Origin of the sequence: Haloterrigena salina JCM 13891, from assembly GCF_000337495.1 — an archaeon.
Taxonomy (GTDB): Archaea; Halobacteriota; Halobacteria; order Halobacteriales; family Natrialbaceae; genus Haloterrigena; species Haloterrigena salina.
In genome coordinates, this window is the sequence record NZ_AOIS01000037.1 from 199614 (window position 1) to 218090 (window position 18477).

Annotated in this window: 19 protein-coding genes; 9 read left to right on the forward strand and 10 right to left on the reverse strand. The window is 67.5% G+C overall.

The window, feature by feature from the left end; translation table 11 throughout:
* Window positions 1–137 precede the first annotated feature (137 nt).
* Complete coding sequence (locus C477_RS25020; protein WP_449404398.1) at window positions 138–320, forward strand: DUF7577 domain-containing protein; 183 nt, start codon at window positions 138–140, stop codon at window positions 318–320.
* A 9-nt stretch (window positions 321–329) separates the two neighbouring features.
* On the opposite strand, the gene C477_RS11580 is transcribed toward C477_RS25020, so the two are convergent.
* Entirely contained in the window at window positions 330–1622 is a 1293-nt protein-coding gene (locus C477_RS11580; protein ID WP_008894675.1) for a tRNA(Ile)(2)-agmatinylcytidine synthase, read from the reverse strand.
* Between the two features lie 214 nt (window positions 1623–1836).
* Between C477_RS11580 and C477_RS11585 the strand changes: the two genes are divergently transcribed.
* Window positions 1837–2808, forward strand: coding sequence for a transcriptional regulator (locus C477_RS11585; protein ID WP_008894676.1), 972 nt, complete (start codon window positions 1837–1839; stop codon window positions 2806–2808).
* A 102-nt stretch (window positions 2809–2910) separates the two neighbouring features.
* Window positions 2911–3114, forward strand: coding sequence for a hypothetical protein (locus tag C477_RS11590; RefSeq protein ID WP_008894677.1), 204 nt, complete (start codon window positions 2911–2913; stop codon window positions 3112–3114).
* Window positions 3115–3279: 165 nt separating this feature from the next.
* Here the strand turns inward: C477_RS11590 and C477_RS11595 are convergent, their stop codons facing one another.
* Window positions 3280–3537 (reverse strand): glutaredoxin family protein, encoded by a 258-nt coding sequence (locus C477_RS11595; RefSeq protein ID WP_008894678.1) that lies wholly within the window; start codon window positions 3535–3537, stop codon window positions 3280–3282.
* Between the two features lie 94 nt (window positions 3538–3631).
* A complete protein-coding gene (locus C477_RS11600; protein WP_008894679.1) occupies window positions 3632–5068 on the reverse strand; it encodes an NCS2 family permease in 1437 nt (478 codons plus the stop codon).
* 276 nt (window positions 5069–5344) lie between these two features.
* On the opposite strand from C477_RS11600, the gene C477_RS11605 reads away from it, so the two are divergent.
* Window positions 5345–6712, forward strand: a complete 1368-nt coding sequence (locus C477_RS11605; RefSeq protein ID WP_008894680.1) for a glycerate kinase type-2 family protein — start codon at window positions 5345–5347, stop codon at window positions 6710–6712.
* 65 nt (window positions 6713–6777) lie between these two features.
* Window positions 6778–7440, forward strand: a complete 663-nt coding sequence (locus tag C477_RS11610; protein ID WP_008894681.1) for a potassium channel family protein — start codon at window positions 6778–6780, stop codon at window positions 7438–7440.
* Between the two features lie 249 nt (window positions 7441–7689).
* Here the strand turns inward: C477_RS11610 and C477_RS11615 are convergent, their stop codons facing one another.
* From C477_RS11615 to C477_RS11625, 3 genes are all read right to left on the reverse strand, one after another.
* Window positions 7690–8781, reverse strand: a complete 1092-nt coding sequence (locus C477_RS11615; protein WP_008894682.1) for a DNA methyltransferase — start codon at window positions 8779–8781, stop codon at window positions 7690–7692.
* Between the two features lie 77 nt (window positions 8782–8858).
* Window positions 8859–9131 carry a DUF7513 family protein gene (locus C477_RS11620; RefSeq protein ID WP_008894683.1) on the reverse strand — a complete coding sequence of 91 codons (273 nt, stop codon included), beginning with the start codon at window positions 9129–9131 and terminating at the stop codon, window positions 8859–8861.
* On the reverse strand, window positions 9128–10699 hold the full coding sequence (locus C477_RS11625) for a Na+/H+ antiporter NhaC family protein (protein WP_008894684.1): 1572 nt from the start codon (window positions 10697–10699) through the stop codon (window positions 9128–9130). The genes C477_RS11620 and C477_RS11625 overlap by 4 nt, the downstream gene beginning before the upstream one ends.
* Before the next feature lie 184 nt (window positions 10700–10883).
* Here C477_RS11625 and C477_RS11630 point away from each other — a divergent pair, with 184 nt between their 5' ends.
* Window positions 10884–11891, forward strand: a complete 1008-nt coding sequence (locus C477_RS11630) for a glutathione S-transferase family protein (RefSeq protein WP_008894685.1) — start codon at window positions 10884–10886, stop codon at window positions 11889–11891.
* An 82-nt stretch (window positions 11892–11973) separates the two neighbouring features.
* On the opposite strand, the gene C477_RS11635 is transcribed toward C477_RS11630, so the two are convergent.
* The 4 genes from C477_RS11635 to C477_RS11650 all read right to left on the reverse strand — a co-directional run bounded on the left by C477_RS11635 (window position 11974) and on the right by C477_RS11650 (window position 15677).
* Window positions 11974–12195 carry a DUF7535 family protein gene (locus C477_RS11635; protein ID WP_049914498.1) on the reverse strand — a complete coding sequence of 74 codons (222 nt, stop codon included), beginning with the start codon at window positions 12193–12195 and terminating at the stop codon, window positions 11974–11976.
* 107 nt (window positions 12196–12302) lie between these two features.
* A complete protein-coding gene (locus C477_RS11640) occupies window positions 12303–13079 on the reverse strand; it encodes an NAD-dependent epimerase/dehydratase family protein (RefSeq protein ID WP_008894687.1) in 777 nt (258 codons plus the stop codon).
* Between the two features lie 226 nt (window positions 13080–13305).
* Window positions 13306–14331, reverse strand: coding sequence for an alcohol dehydrogenase catalytic domain-containing protein (locus C477_RS11645; RefSeq protein WP_008894688.1), 1026 nt, complete (start codon window positions 14329–14331; stop codon window positions 13306–13308).
* Window positions 14332–14444: 113 nt separating this feature from the next.
* On the reverse strand, window positions 14445–15677 hold the full coding sequence (locus tag C477_RS11650) for an HD domain-containing protein (RefSeq protein WP_008894689.1): 1233 nt from the start codon (window positions 15675–15677) through the stop codon (window positions 14445–14447).
* 107 nt (window positions 15678–15784) lie between these two features.
* On the opposite strand from C477_RS11650, the gene C477_RS11655 reads away from it, so the two are divergent.
* The 3 genes from C477_RS11655 to nikC all read left to right on the forward strand — a co-directional run bounded on the left by C477_RS11655 (window position 15785) and on the right by nikC (window position 18477).
* The gene (locus C477_RS11655; RefSeq protein ID WP_008894690.1) at window positions 15785–16033 is read left to right on the forward strand and encodes a hypothetical protein; all 249 of its coding nucleotides are present in this window, start codon (window positions 15785–15787) and stop codon (window positions 16031–16033) included.
* Window positions 16034–16597: 564 nt separating this feature from the next.
* A complete protein-coding gene (gene nikB / locus C477_RS11660) occupies window positions 16598–17551 on the forward strand; it encodes a nickel ABC transporter permease (protein ID WP_008894691.1) in 954 nt (317 codons plus the stop codon).
* On the forward strand, window positions 17548–18477 hold the full coding sequence (gene nikC, locus C477_RS11665) for a nickel transporter permease (protein ID WP_008894692.1): 930 nt from the start codon (window positions 17548–17550) through the stop codon (window positions 18475–18477). The genes nikB and nikC overlap by 4 nt, the downstream gene beginning before the upstream one ends.

Consider the following 18477-nt stretch of genomic DNA (forward strand, 5'->3'; position numbering starts at 1 on the left):
CGTCGCATTCGAATGGATTTCGACTTATCTCCTGATAGGTAGGAACCGACCGCCGTCGTCCTGGGATCCGTGCTGCTGTTCGCCGTCCACCTGTCGCTCGCCGGGGCCTCAGGCGCTACCTGTCCGGCTCGGCGCGGATCGGTCCCGACGCCGAACGGGCGGCGACCGTCGACCGGGACGCGGAGACGGTCGTCTGTCCCGACTGCGGCGCCGAAAACGACCTCGACTACAGGTTCTGTCGGAACTGCGTCGAGGAACTCCCCGGTTCCGCCGTCGGAACCACCTCGAGCGCCGCTCCCAGTCGACGGGGCATCGTCTGACGCTCGGGGCTACCGCTCGGGATGGGTCGGCGCGTCGAACCCGCCGCGAACCAGCGGCTTCGCGATGTGGCGGCGCGCACACGGCGGCACCTCGTACCAGCCGATTCCGAGGTCGCGCTCGAGCGGGCGCTCCGCCTTCCCGTCGGCGCTCGTCCCGCAGTCCCGGCACCGATATCCCTGATTCCGGCCGGCGCTCTTCATCCGGCGCTCGCAGTCGGGACAGGTCGGCGTCACGCGCTCGGTCGTCACGAGGTCCCGAACCGCGAACTTCTCGAGTTTGAGCGTCCCTCGCGAGACCTCGCCGCAGACGGTGAGCCGGTCGCCGACCCGGAGCGCCCGGACGCGGTCGCGAAACCGTTTCGTCGGCTCGAAGGCGGCGCACTCGAGGCGCTGCCGCTGATCGTCCGAGCGAGCGGCAGTCGCGCTCTCGAGCGCGACGAAGACGTGCCCGCCGCGGCGCGTCTCGGGCTCGCTCGCGACCCGGCCGTCGATCCGGTAGGCGCGGCCGTCCTCGACGGCCGCCAGGGTCGCGTCTCGCAGGTGGACGTCCGTCCCCTGATTGGTTACGAACAGCTGGCTCGAGGCGACGGGTTCGCCCTCGATGCGGTCGGCGACGCCACGGACGGCGCTTGGGTCGTCGCCGCGGATCCCGTAGAGGATCGGCCCGGGCGTGTGGGGGACGCAGACGGTATCGTCCTCGTCGCGGTCGACCGTGTCCCAGACCTCGGGGTAGCCCCGATCGGCGGCGGCGAAGACGCTCTCGCGGTCGACCTCGCGGGGCGTCCCCCAGCGGTCGGACTCGCGATAAGAGATGTGCTCGAAGGTCCACTCCTCGAGGGCGTTCCAGGCGCCGACGGCGGCCAGCGCGCCGATCCGACCGCGGCCGTCGCCGACCGACCACGAGCGGTAGCCGCGGCGCTCGAGGAGGTCGACGGCGTCGCGAATCTCGAGGTGGTCCCGGATCGCCCGCCGGGTGAACGCGCTCACCTCGTCGGCCACGTCGGCGGGCGCGCCGTCGGCGACGACCAGCCCCGGATGGGTTCGCTCGTCGGCGGTTTCGGCCAGCGCCTCGAGGCGCTCGCGGGCGACGTCGAACGCCTGGTCGGGGTCGGCGTCGGTGTGAATCGCCAGCGCGGCGTTCCCCCGCGTCTTGTACTCGACGGCGGGATTGAGCCGCACGAGCAGGCATCGCTCGACCGCACACCCCTCGCGGCGCAGTCGCTCGGCGACCCGCGCGGCGACGTAGGTCGTACACATCCCGCGGTCGCGGGAGTCGGTATCGTCGAGTCCGACGACGGTCATCGCCGGCGATTGGGCCGGCGTCGGGTAACACCTTTCGGGACGGAGCAGCGCCGACGCCGCGACGAGCGACGAATCGAGTCGGACGGCGGACCGATCGCCCCCGGAGAACGGAAACCCCTATATAAGTATACTGTCGGTACGGGGACGAACCGCGACACGGCACCCGGATATCCCGGGGAAAACGTCTTATACGAGGAATAGCTTACGTACCCGTATGTCCCGCTCCGCACTGGTCGGCAACGTAACCGCGATGTTAGAGGACGCGGGATTCGTGGTCAGCGACCGGTGTGCGATCCGGCCGAAGAGTTTCGATATCGCTGCGCGCCGAGGAGAGGACCTCATTCTGGTCAAGATCCTCGGCAACATCGACGCGTTCAACGAGGCGACGGGCCACGAAATGCGACGGCTCGGTACCTACCTGAACGCGACGCCGCTGGTCATCGGCCTGCGGAGTCGCGACGAGGACCTCAAACCCGACGTGACTTACTTCCGACACGGCGTCCCCGTCCTCAGTCCCGACACGGCGTACAACCTGTTCATCGAGGAGGTGCCGCCGCTGATCTACGCGGCCCCCGGCGGCCTCTACGTCAACATCGACGGCGATCTCCTCGCTGACGAACGGCAGGATAGGGATTGGAGCCTCGGCCAACTGGCCAACGAACTCGGCGTCTCCCGCCGGACCGTCTCGAAGTACGAGGACGGCATGAACGCCTCCGTCGAGGTCGCGATGGAACTCGAGGACCTGTTCGACGCGCCGCTGACGAGCCCGGTTTCGGTCCTCGAAGGGGCCGACGACGTCCACGAGACGGAGGCGACGCCGGACGATCCCGAAGCCGACCCCGACGACGAGGAGGTCGTCGCCGTCCTCACGCGGGCCGGCTACGAGGTCCACCCGACGCTTCGCTCGCCGTTCAAGGCCGTCAGCCACGAGGAGGAAGAGAAGGACGACGACGTCGTGCTCACCGGCCACTCCGAGTTCACGAAGGCCGCGGAGAAGCGCGCCCGCATCATGAGCTCGATCGGCCACGTCACCCACACCCACTCGGTCTACGTCGTCGACCGCGCCAAACAGGAGTCCGTCGACGGCACCGCGCTGGTCGAACGCGAGGAGCTCGAGCAGCTTCACGACGCGGCCGAACTGCGGAAGGTCATCCGCGAGCGCGCCGAGCACGAAGAGGCCGCCTGAACCGATCGGTCGGCCCTCGAGCGGTTCTCGGAGTAGTTCTCGATCACTGATCGATTCCGATAGAACTACCGATCACTGAGCCGATAGCTCGAAGCACCGACGATGCTCGAGCAGTCTTCGGTCGCGCTGGTCAGCAGACAGCGCGCCGTCCTGACCGTCGGCGTTGCGGCGCTTCTCGTGGTGTTCAACCGCTCTCGCTTCGATTCGCCGATTGACGCAGCGATCGCCGCCGTCGGCTTCGTCGTCGTCGGCTATCTGACCCTCACGGTCGTCGATCTGGTTCTCGATTGGTTCGTCTATCCGTAGCCGAGCAGTGTCGACGCTCCGGGCGTTCCTGGCGCTCCTGATGCTCTCGAGCGCGCCGTCGCCGAACCGGTTCTGACGACCTGTGAAAACTCGAAAACGCCGATCGCGAGCGCCGCTGATCGATCGCTCGACCGGGAAAACGGGTAACTGCGGAACTGGCAACCGTTACGCGGCGCCCTCGCCGTACGTCTCCTCGAGATACTCGACGATGTCGTCGCTCTCGTGCATTCCTTCGACACCCTCGGCCTCGTCGGAGATGACCGGCACGCCCGTCTGGCCGCTGACCTTCTCGACTTCGGTCCGCTCGTCGTGCGAGCGGGGGACCTCGATCACGTCGTACTCGAGGTCGAGGTCGTCGAGTTTCGAGCGGACTTTCGCGCAGTACGGACAGCCGGGCAGTTCGTACATCGTGATGGCAGCCATACCCGTGTGTTGCCGCGGAAGACGTATGAGGTCACCGGTCGACCGAGCGGTTGCCGGTGCGAGGCGGGAGTCCCTGCCCGCGCTGCGATCCCGATCAGAACGAGAGCATGCCGGCGTCGACCGCGAAGTACGTCGCGAAGTAGAGGACGAACGTGGCAGCGAGCGTCCACTGGCCCAGCGACACGTCGTCCGCCTCGCCCATCGAGGCCTTGACCAGCGGATAGCTCATGATCCCGGCGGCGAGCCCGTTCGAGATCGAGGCGGTCAGCGGCATAACGGTGATCGTCAGCCCGGCGGAGATCGCCCAGGCCGGGTCCTGCCAGTCGATGTCGGTGACACCCTGCAGCATGATGATCCCGACGACGACCAGCGCGAGGTAGGTCGCGTACTGGGGAATCGCGCTCATCAGCGGGACGACGAGCAGGGACAGCAAGAAGAGCACGCCGACCACGAGTGCGGTGAAACCGGTTCGGCCGCCCTCTTCGACGCCGGTCGACGACTCGATGTAGGTCGTAACCGTCGACGTCCCGATGATCGCTCCGACCGTGGTCCCGACCGCGTCGGCCATCAGCGGTTTCTCGATCTCGGGGAGGTCACCGTTCTCGTCGAGGAAACCGCCGATCTGGGAGACGCCGATGAGCGTCCCCGCGGTGTCGAAGAAGTCGACGAAGAAGAACGTGAACACGACGAGGACGAAGACGAGCGGATCGTCGGTGATCATCCCGAGACCGTCGACGAAGCCGGCGACCAGCGGCGTGAAGTCGTACTGGACGCTCGCGATCAAGTCGACGATCCCGCCGCCAGTGACCTGATCGTAGGTGTTGCCATCGACGAGCGTTCCCGAGTCGACGACACCGGCGAGCGTGAGCACCCAGCCGGCGATCGCCGTCGCGACGATCCCGATGACGATCGCGCCCCGAATACCGCGAGCGTGCAGGATGAGCATCAGCGCGAGTCCGGCGACCGACAGGGCGGCGACGGCGCTCGTCGCGACGTTGCCCATCGCGACCAGCGTCTCGGGGTCGTCGACGACGATCTGCATCTCCTGGAGTCCCAGAAAGAGGAGATAGACGCCGATCCCGGCCCCCACGGCGAACTTGACCGGTTCGGGGAAGAGTTCGATGATGTACCGGCGGGCCCCGACCGCAGTCAGCACGATGAAGACGATCCCTTCGACGAAGACCGCCGCGAGCGCGACCTGCCACGGGACGCCCAACCCAAGCACGACGGTGTAGGCGAAGAAGGCGTTCAGCCCCATCCCGGGTGCGAGACCGAACGGTCGATTCGCCCAGAAGGCCATCACGAGGATGGCGACGACCGACGCGAGGATCGTGGCGACGGCGATCATCTGGAAAACCTCGGGCTGCTCGTAGCCCTCGATCTGGATCGCCTGACTCAGGATCGCCGGGTTGACGACGATGATGTACGACATCGCCAGAAACGTCGTGATTCCCGCGATCAGTTCCGTCTCGAGGTCAGTATCGTGCTCGTCGAAGCCGAAGAACGTTGCGAGTTGCTCGAATGCCCCCATATTGGATGCTCGAGCATAGCCATACGGATTAGTTAAAGGTTCTCGTCCGCCCTCGCCGCGTATTGATACATATTCGTGGATACGTTTTCCAGGTGGCAGGCCCTCGGGAATAGCGGTCGACCGCTACCCCGGGTGACGGACCCGAACCCTCTTATCGGATTCTGGAAAACCCACCTCCATGAGCGGCCAGCGAGCCGTCCCCCCGACCGTCGACGCGGCGACCGGGCCGAGGGTTAGACCGGATCGAACGGGCGAACGACCGACGGGTGAGAGCGCGTGATCGAGGACCGCGAGCGGGTGGCGACCACCGACGCGCGCGCCCTCGCTCTCGAGTGCGTCGAAACCGGCATCGAGGCCGGCCGTCCGCGGCGCGTAATCCGCGAGACGGTCACCCTCGAGGAGAGCGAGACTCCAGCGGAGTCTCGAGAAGGCGGCGGCGCCGACGAGACCCTCCGCATCGCGGACGAGACCTACGACCTCTCGGCGTACGACGAGGTCGTCGTCCTCGGCGGCGGGAACGCCGCCGCACACGTCGCCGCGGCCCTCCAGGACGTCCTCGGCGATCGGATCGACGGCGGCGTGGTCGTCACGGACGATCCCGTCGACACCGAGCGCGTGGCGGTCCGGGAGGGCGACCACCCGGTCCCGAGCCGGCGCGGCGTGGAGAGCACGCGGGAACTGCTCGCGGCCGCCGACGACGCCGACGAGGGCACGCTCGTGCTGGCGGCGATCACCGGCGGCGGGAGCGCGGTCATGCCTGCCCCCGCGGGCGCGGTCACGCTCGAGGCGCTTCAAGAAACGACGAACGCGCTGCTCGAGAGCGGCGCCGACATCCGCGAGATCAACGCCGTCCGAAAACACTGCTCGGCGCTGAAGGGCGGCCGGCTGGCCCGCCGGGCGGCCCCCGCGACGGTCGTCTCGCTGCTCCTGAGCGACGTCGTCGGCAACGACCTGAGCGTGATCGCCAGCGGGCCGATGGCGCCTGACGCGTCGACCTACGGGGACGCGCTCGCGGTCGTCGACCGGTACGGGATCGACGTGCCCGACGCCGTCGCCGACCGCCTCGAGCGCGGCGCGGCCGGCGAGATCGACGAGACGCCGGGGCCCGACGATCCCGCCTTCGAGACCGTGTCGAACCACGTCGTCGCCGACGGCCTGACGGTCCTCGAGGCGGCCTGCGACGCGGCCGCCGAGCGGGGCTACGAGACGCTGATACTCTCCTCGCGGGTCCGCGGGGAGGCCCGGGACGCGGCCACGACCCACGTCGCCGTCGCCGAAGAGGCGCAAGCGACGGGGATCCCCGTCTCGGCGCCGGCGGTGATCCTCTCGGGCGGCGAGACCACGGTGACGGTCCGGGGCGACGGCACGGGCGGGCCGAACCAGGAGTTCGCGACGAGCGCCGCCCTCGACCTCGAGGGCGGGGGTGGGATCACCGTCGCCGCCGTCGACACGGACGGGATCGACGGCGCGACCGACGTCGCGGGGGCGGTCGTCGACGAGACGACGGTCGACGACGCCGAGCGAGCCCGCGAGATGCTCGCGGACAACGACGTCTACCCGTTCCTCGCCGAGCGCGGAGAGCTGATCCGCACCGGTCCGACGGGGACGAACCTGAACGATCTGCGAGTGTTCGTCGTCGAGTAGCGGTCGCTCCGGCTCGCAGTTCCGCGAGCCAACGTATTTTACCTCGGGGCGTGTACCCACGCACCATGAGATTCGTCATCGTGGGGTACGGACGGGTCGGGTCGCGAACCGCTCGGATCATGACCGAGGAGGGACACGACGTCGTCGTCGTCGACAACGACCCCGACCGAATCGATCGGGCCGAGTCCGACGGGTTCGAGACGGTCCGGGGCGACGGCGCCGACGAAGCGACGCTCGTCGACGCGGGAATCGAGGACGCCGCCGCCATCGGCGCCGTCACCCCGGACCTGAACGTCAACTTCGCGGCCTGCATGGTCGGCGACCACCACGGCTGCCGGACCGTCCTTCGGATCGACGAGGACTACCGCCAGAGTATCTACGAGAAGTACGCCGCGGACGTCGACGAGATCATCTACCCCGAGCGCCTCGGCGCGGCCGGGGCCAAGACGGCCATGCTCGGCGGCGACTTCAACGTCGTCGCCGACATCGCGTCGAACCTGCAGCTGACCGTCCTCGAGATCGCCGACGACTCCCCGGCGGTCGGCAAGCGAATGAGCGAACTCGAACTCCCCGGCGGCGCGCGGATCTACGCCCACGGACGAGCACGCGAGTCGCTGACGATCCCGCTACCGGGAACCGAACTCGCCGCCGGCGACGAGATCGCGGTCATCACCGAGACCGACCGCGCCGAAGAGGTCCGGGAGACGCTCTTGCCCGCCAGCGCCTGAGGCGCACATCGTAGTGGAGCGGCGGTGCTGGACACTGTTAGCGGCGATACCGAACGCTGTCGGCCAGCGCCGGGAACACGGTCGAACTCTCGCACCAAACCAAAGGGGGAGCGAGTGGGAAGGAAGGCTGGCGCGCGGATGGGTGGAAGTGGGATGGGGAGCGTCCGGCAAGTGCGCGCCGGTTTCGACCACACACGCTGACGGCATAAAATCCCGTCAGACGGCCGAATGACGACAGTCAGACCCGATTTAGCTGTCGGTTTCGGGGCGGAAGACGAGGACGTTCTGGTGGACCATCGACGGCACGAACGAGAACGGATAGCCGTAGACGTGGAGGTCCTTCGTCGGATCGTACCAGATCAGGTTCGCCGCGAGCGTTACCGGCGCGGTCGACTCGATCGCTCGCGCGAGGTCGGCGGAAAGGAACTCGTAGGACTGCTCGCGGTACATGTCGCCGATGAAGACGACGAGGTGGCCGTCCGGCGCGACCGCGTCGGTAAAGCGCTCGAACTTCGCGGCCATGTCGTCGAGCCACTCCGCCTTCGTTCCGGTTCCCGTCTCCGCGTCAGCTTCGGTCGTCGGCCCCTCGTCGGTCGGTGTCTCCTCGCCGTCGCCCTCGCCCTCGTCGGGCACGGCGGCCGCGTCGAACGCCCCCAGTTTGCTCTCCCGGGTCGCGCGTTCGTTGCGCGTCTGCTCGAGTTCGTCCATGTGCCAGTAGGGAACGTCGGTCAACAGGAGATCGACCGAGTCGTCCGGGACCCCCTCGATCAGATCCGCGCAGTCGCCGTGGCGCATGTCCTGGTCGGCAAGCGGCGGCTCGCCGCGCTCGCGGCGCTCCTCGTTTTCGCGCTCGAGGGCGGTCTCGTAGATTTCGACCCACCGGCGGTTCCGCTCGAAGCCGATGGCCTCGCGCAGCCCGGTCCCCTCGTGTTCGCAGAGGCTCGCACCGAACAGCGTGCCGCCGACGCCGGCGAACGGATCGAGGACGGTGTCGCCGGTCTTGCTGAACCGGCCGATCAGCTCGGCGCAGAGCCGCGGCGGTTTCTGGCCGCCGTGTTCGCTGCGCAGGTCGTGCTGGAGGGCCGGCGGGTAGCCCTCGGCGATCACGGACTTCGTCGCGTACTTCCACTCCTTGCCGGTGAGGTCGTTGACCCGGTTGCGCTCGTCGTAGATCCCTCGCCCCTCGACGTAGCGCTGGTGGTCGGCCAGTTCGTCGGTGTCGATCACCTCGCCGTCCTCGACCGGCAGCGACTCCTCGCGGGCCCGTTCGGCGTCGAACTCGCCGTCGTCGTCCGTGAACAGGCGGCTCTGGCGGTGCTGCTCCCGCTCGTCCTCTGCCATGTTCCTCGGTGGGAACCGCTGGATGATAAAAGCGCGTCTCTCTCGGGACGAGGGACCGACCCCGTCGTCGACGGTCGTCAGCCGGTGTAGGAGCTCTCGCCGACGACTTCGAGCAACTCGCCGCGGCCGGTCGCCGACGAGTCGTCGAACTCGGTCACGCGGACCCGGACGCGTTTCTCGACGGTCTCCGGACCAGCCCCCTCGACGGTCAGGCGGGTGTCGCCGACGTAGGCGCGGCCGTCGGTCCCGTTGGTTTCGGCGACGAAGACGCTGATCTCGTCGCCGGGTTCGAACGTCGGTTCGGAACTGCGGAACCGCCAGCCCTTGAGGTACTTGCTAAAGAGGCTCATACGCGAGCCACCTCCTCGCTCTCGCGGTCGGTCACGTACTCGCGGCCGAAGCCGGTGATCGCCGCGACGACGAACACCGCCACCAGCAGCCAGCCCTGGAAGACGTAGGGAACGACGTCGATCGGGGTGACGAGCATCCCCTGATCGAGCCACTCGTACTCACCGGGCAGTCCCTCCATCGCCTGGTAGCCGGCGAGGACGCCGCCGGACCACGGGAAGATGTACCCCAGCGCGGCGGTCTGACCGTCCAAGATGTTCGCCCGGCGGTAGCCGTTCAAGTTGAATCGCTCACCGATCTTCGAGATGTAGGGACCGATCGCGACCTCCGCGGCCGTGTTGATCGTGATGATCGCGTTGATCAGGGCCGCCGAGGCGACCATCGTGAGTTCGGCGTTGCGGACGTTCGTCGCGAGGTTCTCGAGCGACCAGTCGAGGATCGCCTGGAACGCGCCGCCCCGGATCATGATCTGGGCGGCCGCGATGATCAGCAAGACGAGAATCGAGAGTTCGAAGAAGCCGGACGCGCCCTCCATGACGCTGCCGGAGACGCCGACCGCGTCCGCATCGTCGACGATCTGGAGGATCGGCAGGTCGGCAAGCGGCTGGGCCAGCGGGGCGTCCGCCGGCGCGGAGAACGTGACGATCTCGCCGATACCCGCCAGTCCGAGCACGAGGTTGAACGCGATGGCGACGACGATCCCCCACGAGATCGCCTCGACGATGTGTCGACCGGCGATCGCCGCGCCGATCACGATCCCCATGGAGACGAGGTGGACGAGTCCGATCGGATCGCTCGCCTCGGCGAGGAGGTTGGCGGCGCCCGCGCCGGTCTCGATGCCACCCATCGTCTGTCCCGCGACGACGTAGCCGACGAACGTCAGCGTGGCGGCGATGATGACGTACTTGAACCGCGAGGCGACGACGCCGCCGATGTCGGAGTCCTGCGTGACGGCGCTGACGATCGTCGTGTCGCTGACGGGCGCGAGGTTGTCGCCGAAGATCGCACCGGACAGGATCGCGGCGAACGTGAGCACCGGACTCGCCCCCAGCAGAAGGCCGGTCGGGAAGAACAGCGTGACGAACGCGACGGCCGCGCCGTAGCCCGTCCCGATACCCGTCGTGAACAGCGCCGCGAGGACGAACGTGGCGGCCGGGAACAGCGCCGCGCCGACGCCGGCCAGATCGGCGAGCCAGACGAGGCCGCCGACGAAGCCGCCGTCCTGTAACAGCTGTGCGAAGATGCCGGCCCAGATCCAGGCCACGATGGCCGTCACCGCGACCGGCTGGGTCATTCCCTCGAAGATCGTGTTGGCGTAGGACGCCCAGTTCCCGCGGACGAAGAACATTCCGATCACGAGTCCGAACAGCATCCCGACGATCAACCCGCCGGTATCCGAGATGCGCCACAGCGCCGTCTGGACGATCGCCCAGACGATGAACACGCCGATCGGGAGCGCGCTCATGCCCCGTCCGCCGTAGAAGGTTATTCGCGGCTCTTCGTCGCCCGTTCCCTCGACGAACGTATCCGTCGGGTCGCCATCCGGTGGACCGTCACTACCGCCACTCATCGAAAGTCACGATACGGTATAATCCAACGATCGCTGAAAAGTCTTACTACGAAACCGGTGAACGGACCGAATACGACGGATTTCCCAGATAACCGCGGCGGGCGGCGACACGTTCGTCGACGATCCACCGCGGTAACACCGGTGTTAGCGAGAGTCTTTGAGCCTCGAGCCCCTTTACTCGACCATGAACATGCTCGTCGACGGCGAGTGGCGAACCGACGCGTACGAGGCCAACGACGGCGACGGCTCGTTCCAGCGACAGGAGACGACGTTTCGCGACCGGGTTCGGGACGATCCCGACGCGACGTTCCAGCCCGCGGCCGGACGGTACCACCTCTACGTCTCCTATGCCTGCCCGTGGGCCCACCGGACACTCGTGACGCGGGCGCTGAAGGGACTCGAGGACGCGATTTCGGTCTCGATCGTCGACCCCTACCGCGACGAGGACGGCTGGCAGTTCACGCCCGAAAAGGAGGGCTGTACGCGCGATCACGTTCGCGGCGCCGACTACCTCCGAGAGCTGTACGTGGAGGCCGATCCGGACGCGACCTGCCGCGTGACGGTGCCCGTCCTCTGGGACAAACGAGAGGAAACCATCGTCAACAACGAGTCCGAAGAGATCATGCGAATGCTCGACACCGAGTTCGATGACTACGCGAACCGGGACGTCGACCTCTACCCCGAGGGCTACCGCGACGAGGTCGACCGGATCATCGACGAGATCTACGAGCCGATCAACAACGGCGTCTACCGGGCCGGCTTCGCGACCAGACAGGAACCCTACGACGAGGCCGTCGACGACCTCTTCGCGGCGCTCGACCACTGGGACGAGGTGCTGGCAGACCAGCGCTACCTCGCCGGCGATCGGCTGACCGAGGCCGACGTCGCGATGTTCACGACGCTGGTTCGGTTCGATAACGTCTACCACACGCACTTCATGTGTAACGTTCAGTACATCCGCGAGTACGAGAACCTCTGGCCGTACCTGCGCGATCTCTACCAGACGGACAGCGTCGCGGAGACGGTGAACATGGACCACATCAAGGAACACTACTACACGACCCACCCCGACGTGAACCCCCACCGAATCGTCGCTCGAGGCCCCGATCTGGACTTCGAGGCGCCCCACGATCGGGACGAGTTGCCGGGTAGTCCGCCGGCGGATCTGACCGCGGCCAGCGCCGACGACTAGCCGTTCGAAAAGCAGCGGACCGCGCGCAGACGCGTTCGATCCAACGCGGTTCTTCTCCAATCGCCACGGGACGCTCGAGCGGTTACGACCCGCTCGGCGGCTTGCCCGACTCGCGGCGCCACGATTCGAAACTGTGCTCGAACTCGTCGGGCGCGAAGAACGCCCGCCAGACGAGATACGCCGGGATCAGCACCGGCAACAACGGGATCATGACGATCACGAGGATAGCCGCCATCACGTACCCGAACAGCGACATCTGCAGGTTCGGGCCCATCCCCGTGGAATCGGCGACGTCTGTGGCCATACATCAGGGTAGGAACCTGTCGCTAATCGGTCTTACGGTCCCGCGACGGACGATCGTCGCTCCGTCCCCGAGTGCGCCATCGATAGCGCGAACTCGAGCTCGACGACCTACTCGCCACCCAAGACGTCGGCCGAGTCGTCCTGCGGCCGATACCCCAGCTCGAGCATCGTCTCCGACAGCGAGAGGAACCGCTCCGAGTTGTCGGAGATGCCGTGGGCGGTCAGCGGCGTCGACTCGAGGGCCGTCGTCGCGGCCGCGCGAATCACCTGTTGGCAGTCGCCGGGACTGAGCCACATCGCGCGGGCGTACCGCTCGCCGGCGCCGTCGCGGTCGGCGACTTCCTCCTCGAGTTCGTCCGCCGAGAGCAGCCAGCCGATCCGCAGGTTAACCACGTCCAGCCCGTGGCGGTTGGCGTAGTAGTGACCCATCGCCTCGCCGAAGACCTTGGTGACGCCGTAGTAGGTGTCGGGATCCATCTCGTCGTCCGGCCGGACGATGTCGGGCTTGCCGACCGTCGACTCCGGCCGGATGGGCGAGACGACGTTCCCCATGTTGACCGCGTGGTTCGAACTCGCGAAGACTACCCGCTCGAGGTCGTTCTCCGCGGCGGCCTCGAAGGCGTTGTAGACGCCGTCGACGTTCGGTTCTCGCACCTCGTCCCACTCGGCCCGCGGACTCGGATTCGCCGCCAGATGGATCAGGACGTCGATATCCCGCCCCTCGAGGGCCTCGACGAACTCGTCGCGGTCCGCGATCTCGAGGGTCTCGGTGTCTAAATCCTCGCTCTCGCTGTGAGAGAAGAGCGTGAGCGTCTCGTCGTCGAACGCCTCGATGGACTGCCTGCCGACCCGACCCGATGCGCCCGTGATGGCGATCTCGGTCATAGCCGACGGACACCGAGTACGGGGAAATAGCTCCGGCTTGAAAGCCCCGTCCGGGCTCGAGTCGGCGACTCGAGCCCGGACACCCCTTTCAGTCCCACCGAAAGCCCTGACCCGCTGGCGCTTTCGCTAGCGGGTCATCCCTTTCAGTCCCACCCACGGAGAGGGGCTCGACCGAGTGAACCACGTGGGCGGAGGCTCCGTAGCCGAACTGCGTCGATAGCCGATGCTACCGATCGCTCTCCGGTTCGACGACGAGTTTGCCGACGCTCTCCCGGTCTTGCATCGTCGCGAACGCCTCGCCGGTCGCCTCGAGCGGGAACGTCTCGTCGATCACCGGCGAGAGGTCGCCGTCGGCGGTCAGTTCGACGAGTCGGCGCAGATCGTCCTGCGTGCCCATCGTGGAGCCGACGACGCGCTTGTGGCCGAGGAAGAGGTCCGGCACGTCGATCGTCGACTCGCCGCCGGCCGTGCGGCCACAGACGACCATCGTTCCGCCGCGGCGCATGACCTCCTGGCCGAGCCGGGTGTACTCGCCGCCGAGGTGGTTGATCACCGCGTCGGGGGTGCCGATCGCCTCGACTGCCTCGCGGATCGCGTCGGGCTCGGTCGCCTGGATCGCGTGATCGAGTCCCAGCTCGGCGACGCGCTCGAGTTTGGACTCCGAAGACGACGTCCCGATCGTCCGGGCGCCGAGGATGTCGGCGAGTTGGACGGCGGCGACGCCGACGCCGCCGGTCGCCCCGGGGACGAAGACGAGGTCGCCCGGCCCGACGTCGGCCCGCCGGAGCATGTGAAACGCGGTCATGTACGCCGTCGGAATCGCCGCGGCGGTCGTCGCGCTCACGCCGTCGGGAAGCGGAACGAGTCGATCGGCCTCGACGCGGGCCGTCTCCGCGAGTCCGCCGTGGTACAGCGAGAAGCGCTCGCAGAGATTCTCCGGCCCTTCGCGGCAGAACCGACAGGACCCGCAGGTCTGGTTCGGACAGAGGACGACCCTGTCGCCCGGTTCGACGGCCCTAACGTCGTCGCCGACCTCGCCGACGACGCCGGCGACGTCCAGCCCCGTCACGAACGGGAGGTCGTCGGCATCGACCATCGCCGAATCGCCCTCGAGGATCCACAGATCGTGGCGGTTGATCGCGCAGGCGGCGACGTCGACGGTGGCCTCGCCCGGATCGGGTTCGGGATCCGGTTGCTCGATGACGCTCACTCCCTCGGGGCCGATCAGATCGGTGAAGGCTGCGGCTCGCATCGGGAGGGGAATCGGCCTCGAGTCCGTTCAACCCACCGGTCCCGGCGGTCTGGGACCCTGGTTCGGGACGGACGCGCGTGCGCCGGCGGCCTCGAACCCGTCGTCGCTTCGGCTCAGTCGACAAATTGGTCAAGCGTCGCGTCGAGGCCGTTCCGGACCTCGCTGACCAGCGCGCCGTCGATGTCGAGTCCGAGGACGTCGACGGCCGCCCGCCCGACCCGTTCGCGCATCTCGGGGGGCGAGTAGACGCCGAGTCGCCACTGAGAGTACTGGGCCGCGCGCAGCGCCTCGACCAGCGGCGACTGTTGGCCCAGCCGGCGGATATCGCCGTTGACGACCACCCTCGAGGTCGACTCCTTCATCGACGGCCGGCTCTGGATGTCGACGATAACGCATTCGGGATCGACCGCGGCGTCGTCGGCAATCTCCCGCTCGAACTCGCGGACCGCCTCGTGGTCGGCCTCGATGATTCCGCCCGGCACGTCGTCGATCTCGGCCCACACCGCCCGCTTGTACAGATCTCGTCGGTCCAGCCGGCGTGAGAATGTCTCCGTCGCCGAACAGGAGCGCAGGGCGGCGATCAGGTCGTGATCGTCCATCCGCTGGAGCGTCGCCGCGTCGATATCCGTTTCGGGAGCGTCGAGCAGCCGCTCGGCGGCCCGCCGGAGCATCGCCTTGCTGATCCGGGCGACGCTGTGGCTGTAGACGGCGGGGTTCATCAGCGCCCGCGCGACCAGCAGGCTCTCGGCGGTCTGGACGTTCCCCTCGTCCAGGACGAGTTCGCCGTCCGTAAACGTCAGTTCGCGGACCAGCCGGCCGTGGTCGATCGTTCCGTAGGGGACGCCCGTATGGTGGGCGTCCCGTACTAGGTAATCCATCCGGTCGACGTCGAGTTCGCCCGAGACCAGCTGACCGAATCGCCCCTCGCCGGCGATCAGGTCCGCGATCCTGTCGGGCGCCAGATCGTGGTCGCGAAGCACGGATCCGATCTCGCCGTTGGTCAGCAGGTCGTGCACGTCGTCGTGGTACCGGCCTGTTCGCCGGTGGGTCAGCGGCTCGAGGTTGTGGCTGAACGGCCCGTGGCCGATGTCGTGGAGGATCGCGGCGGCGTGGACGCGCTCGGCCTGTCGCCCGTCGACGTTGAGGTGCTCCAGCGCCTCGCAGGCGAGGTGGTAGACGCCGAGGCTGTGTTCGAAGCGCGTGTGATTCGCGGAGGGATAGACGAGGGAGACGGTCCCGAGTTGGCGAATCCGGCGGAGTCGCTGGAGTTCGGGCGTATCGAGGAGATCCCCCGCGACTCCGTCGATCCGGATGTGGTCGTGCACGCTGTCCTTAATGGTCGTCATACCCTTCCGTTCGGGCCGATTACACAAAAACCGTCGTTCGAAGAGTTATAAGGAGCCGTCACCTGACGCGGGGGTACTTACCCGCGTGGCCGTGGTTTCCCTGGTACATGACCGAACTCACCGTTCCACGCGACGCCGATCAGGAGCGCGCCGCGGAGCTCGTCCGTGACCACGTAACGGTCGGCGACGTCGTCCAAGTCTGGGAGCGCGACCGAACCGGCGGCGACGACCCCGAGGTCACCGGCGAGGTGACGGGTATCGAACCGGGCTACCTCGAGCTCGACGGTCAACCGCCCGGCGAGGGGAGCGTCCGCTACGACCGAATCGGGACGGTAACCCGGGTCGAGTCGGCTTGAGATTTACCTCGCTCTGACGGTCGAGGACTTCAGTATGGGACCGTAGGGCCTTGTCTACCCGGTTCGTCTAGAATAGCCGCCGAGGCGGCCCTTAGCGACACGGTCGTTCTCCGCGACCGTTGTATCCGCTCATCCGCGCTCTCCGCTTCCGTTTCGGTTTCCGTTTGCTCTATCGTTCGGCCCTGAGACCGCTCTCACTCGGTTATTAAGCAAGAAGTTAAAATAGCAGTTTTTATTAATTTCTACTATAGACATCACAATACAATGCGTGCGAGACGGATCGCGATTCGCGAGACGGCGAATCGAGAATCCGACCAAAGTGTTCAATATAATCAGGTGAAGTTTAGTTAACTAAAGTGGATTTGATTACCGTGTCAATCGACGCAGCACGACTCGAGGAAACCAACGCGACGCGATGGTCGCGACGAGAGACGGCTCCGTCGTGTCCCGTGTCGCCGATTCGCGGTTCGGGCCGACCGCCGAACGGCGGCACGTCCGCAACGCTCACGTCCCGGCGATCGACTAGTCGTTCGAAACCCTCGTTCTCGAGCGCCGGAAACTGAGATGATACGAGCCCTCCTCGCCCGACTCGGATCGCTCGCGGCGGTCATGGCGACCGTCTCGTTCGTCACGTTCGGCTTCGTCTCCCTCACGCCCGGCGATCCGGCGCACACGATCCTCCGAGAGCAGCGACAGAGCCCGCCGTCGGAGCGCGAGGTCGCGGCCTTCCGCGCCGAACACGGGTTCGACGAGCCGTTCGTCGTCCGCTATTTCTCGTGGCTCGGCGACGCGGTTCGGGGCGACCTCGGAACGTCGTACTACCAGTCGGAACCCGTCACGTCGCTGTTGGTCGAGCACCTGCCGAACACGCTCGAACTCGCGCTGGCGGCGACGGCCGTCGCGCTGGTAGTTGCCGTCCCGCTGGGCGTCGTCAGCGCCGTCCACCACGAGACGTGGATCGACCGGACCGGCCAGATCGCCGCGCTGGTCGGCGTCTCGATGCCGAACTTCTGGCTGGGCTATCTGCTGATCCTCGTCTGCTCGCTCCGGCTCGGAGTGACGCCCGTCTCCGGCGCCGGCACGCTTTCCCACCTCGTGCTCCCCGCGATCACGCTCGGCACCGGGATGGCCGCGGTCATCACTCGCCTCGTTCGCACGTCGATGCTCGAGGTCCTCGAGGCCGAGTACGTGACGGCCGCCCGTTCGAAGGGCGTTCGCGAACGGCTCGTCGTCTACAAACACGCGCTGCGAAACGCGCTCGTTCCCGTCGTGACGATTGTCGGCCTCCAGTTCGGCTTCGTCCTCAACGGCGCCGTGGTCGTCGAAGTCGTCTTTCAACGACCGGGACTGGGAACGCTGCTCGTCGACGCCATCTTCGCGCGCGACTACCCGATCGTGCAGGGGGTCGTCCTCGTGACGGCGTTCGCCTTCGTCGTGACGAACCAACTGGTCGATCTCGCGTACGTCGCGCTCGACCCGCGGATCGAACGCGGCGGGGGAGGGGACGATCGCCGATGAGCGACCGTGAGACGTGGCGTCGCCGACCGACGCGCCGCCTGCGAGCGCTCCTCGAGCGGGGGCGACGCCTCGTTCGGCGCCGGTTCGGCCGCCGGTATCGATCGAACGGCAACATTCGGCTCGGCGGCGCAATCGTGTGTCTCCTCGCGATCGTCGCGGTCGTGGGTCCGATGCTGTCTCCCTACGATCCGACGGCCCAGGCGCTCGAGCGGCGCCTCGCGGGGCCGTCGCTCGCCCACCCGCTGGGAACCGACGCGCTCGGGCGCGACGTCGCGACGCGGCTGGTCTACGGCGCCCGGATCTCGCTCGCACTGGCGGTCGGCGCGACGCTCGTTCGCCTCGTCGTCGGGACGGCGATCGGCCTGCTCGCGGCGACCGGGAGCCGACTGGTCGACGCCGCGTTGATGCGGCTGGTCGACGTCCAACTCGCCTTCCCGGGGCTCGTGCTGGCGCTCGTGATCGCCGGGACGCTCGGCCCGAGCGTGCGCAACGTCGTGATCGCGCTCTCGGCCGTCGGCTGGGCCTCGTACGCACGCGTCGTGCGCAGCAGCGTCCTCGCGGTCAAGGACCGGCCGTTCGTCGAATCGGCGCGGCTCTGTGGAACGCCCCGGCGACGGATCGTCACGCGGCATCTGCTCCCGAACGTCGCGAGCCCGGTGCTCGTCCTCGCGACGCTCAACCTCGGGACCGTCGTGCTCGCGGCGGCGGGCCTGTCCTTCCTCGGACTGGGCGCACAGCCCCCGACGGCGGAGTGGGGCACGATGATCGCCGACGGCCGCAACTACCTCCGGTCGGCGCCGTGGCTCATCACCGCGCCCGGCGTCGCGATCGCGGTGACCGTTATCGGCTTCAACGTGCTGGGCGACGGGCTGCGGGACGTACTGGATCCTGATCACGTAGACGACGCGGATCGGAGGCGGACCTGA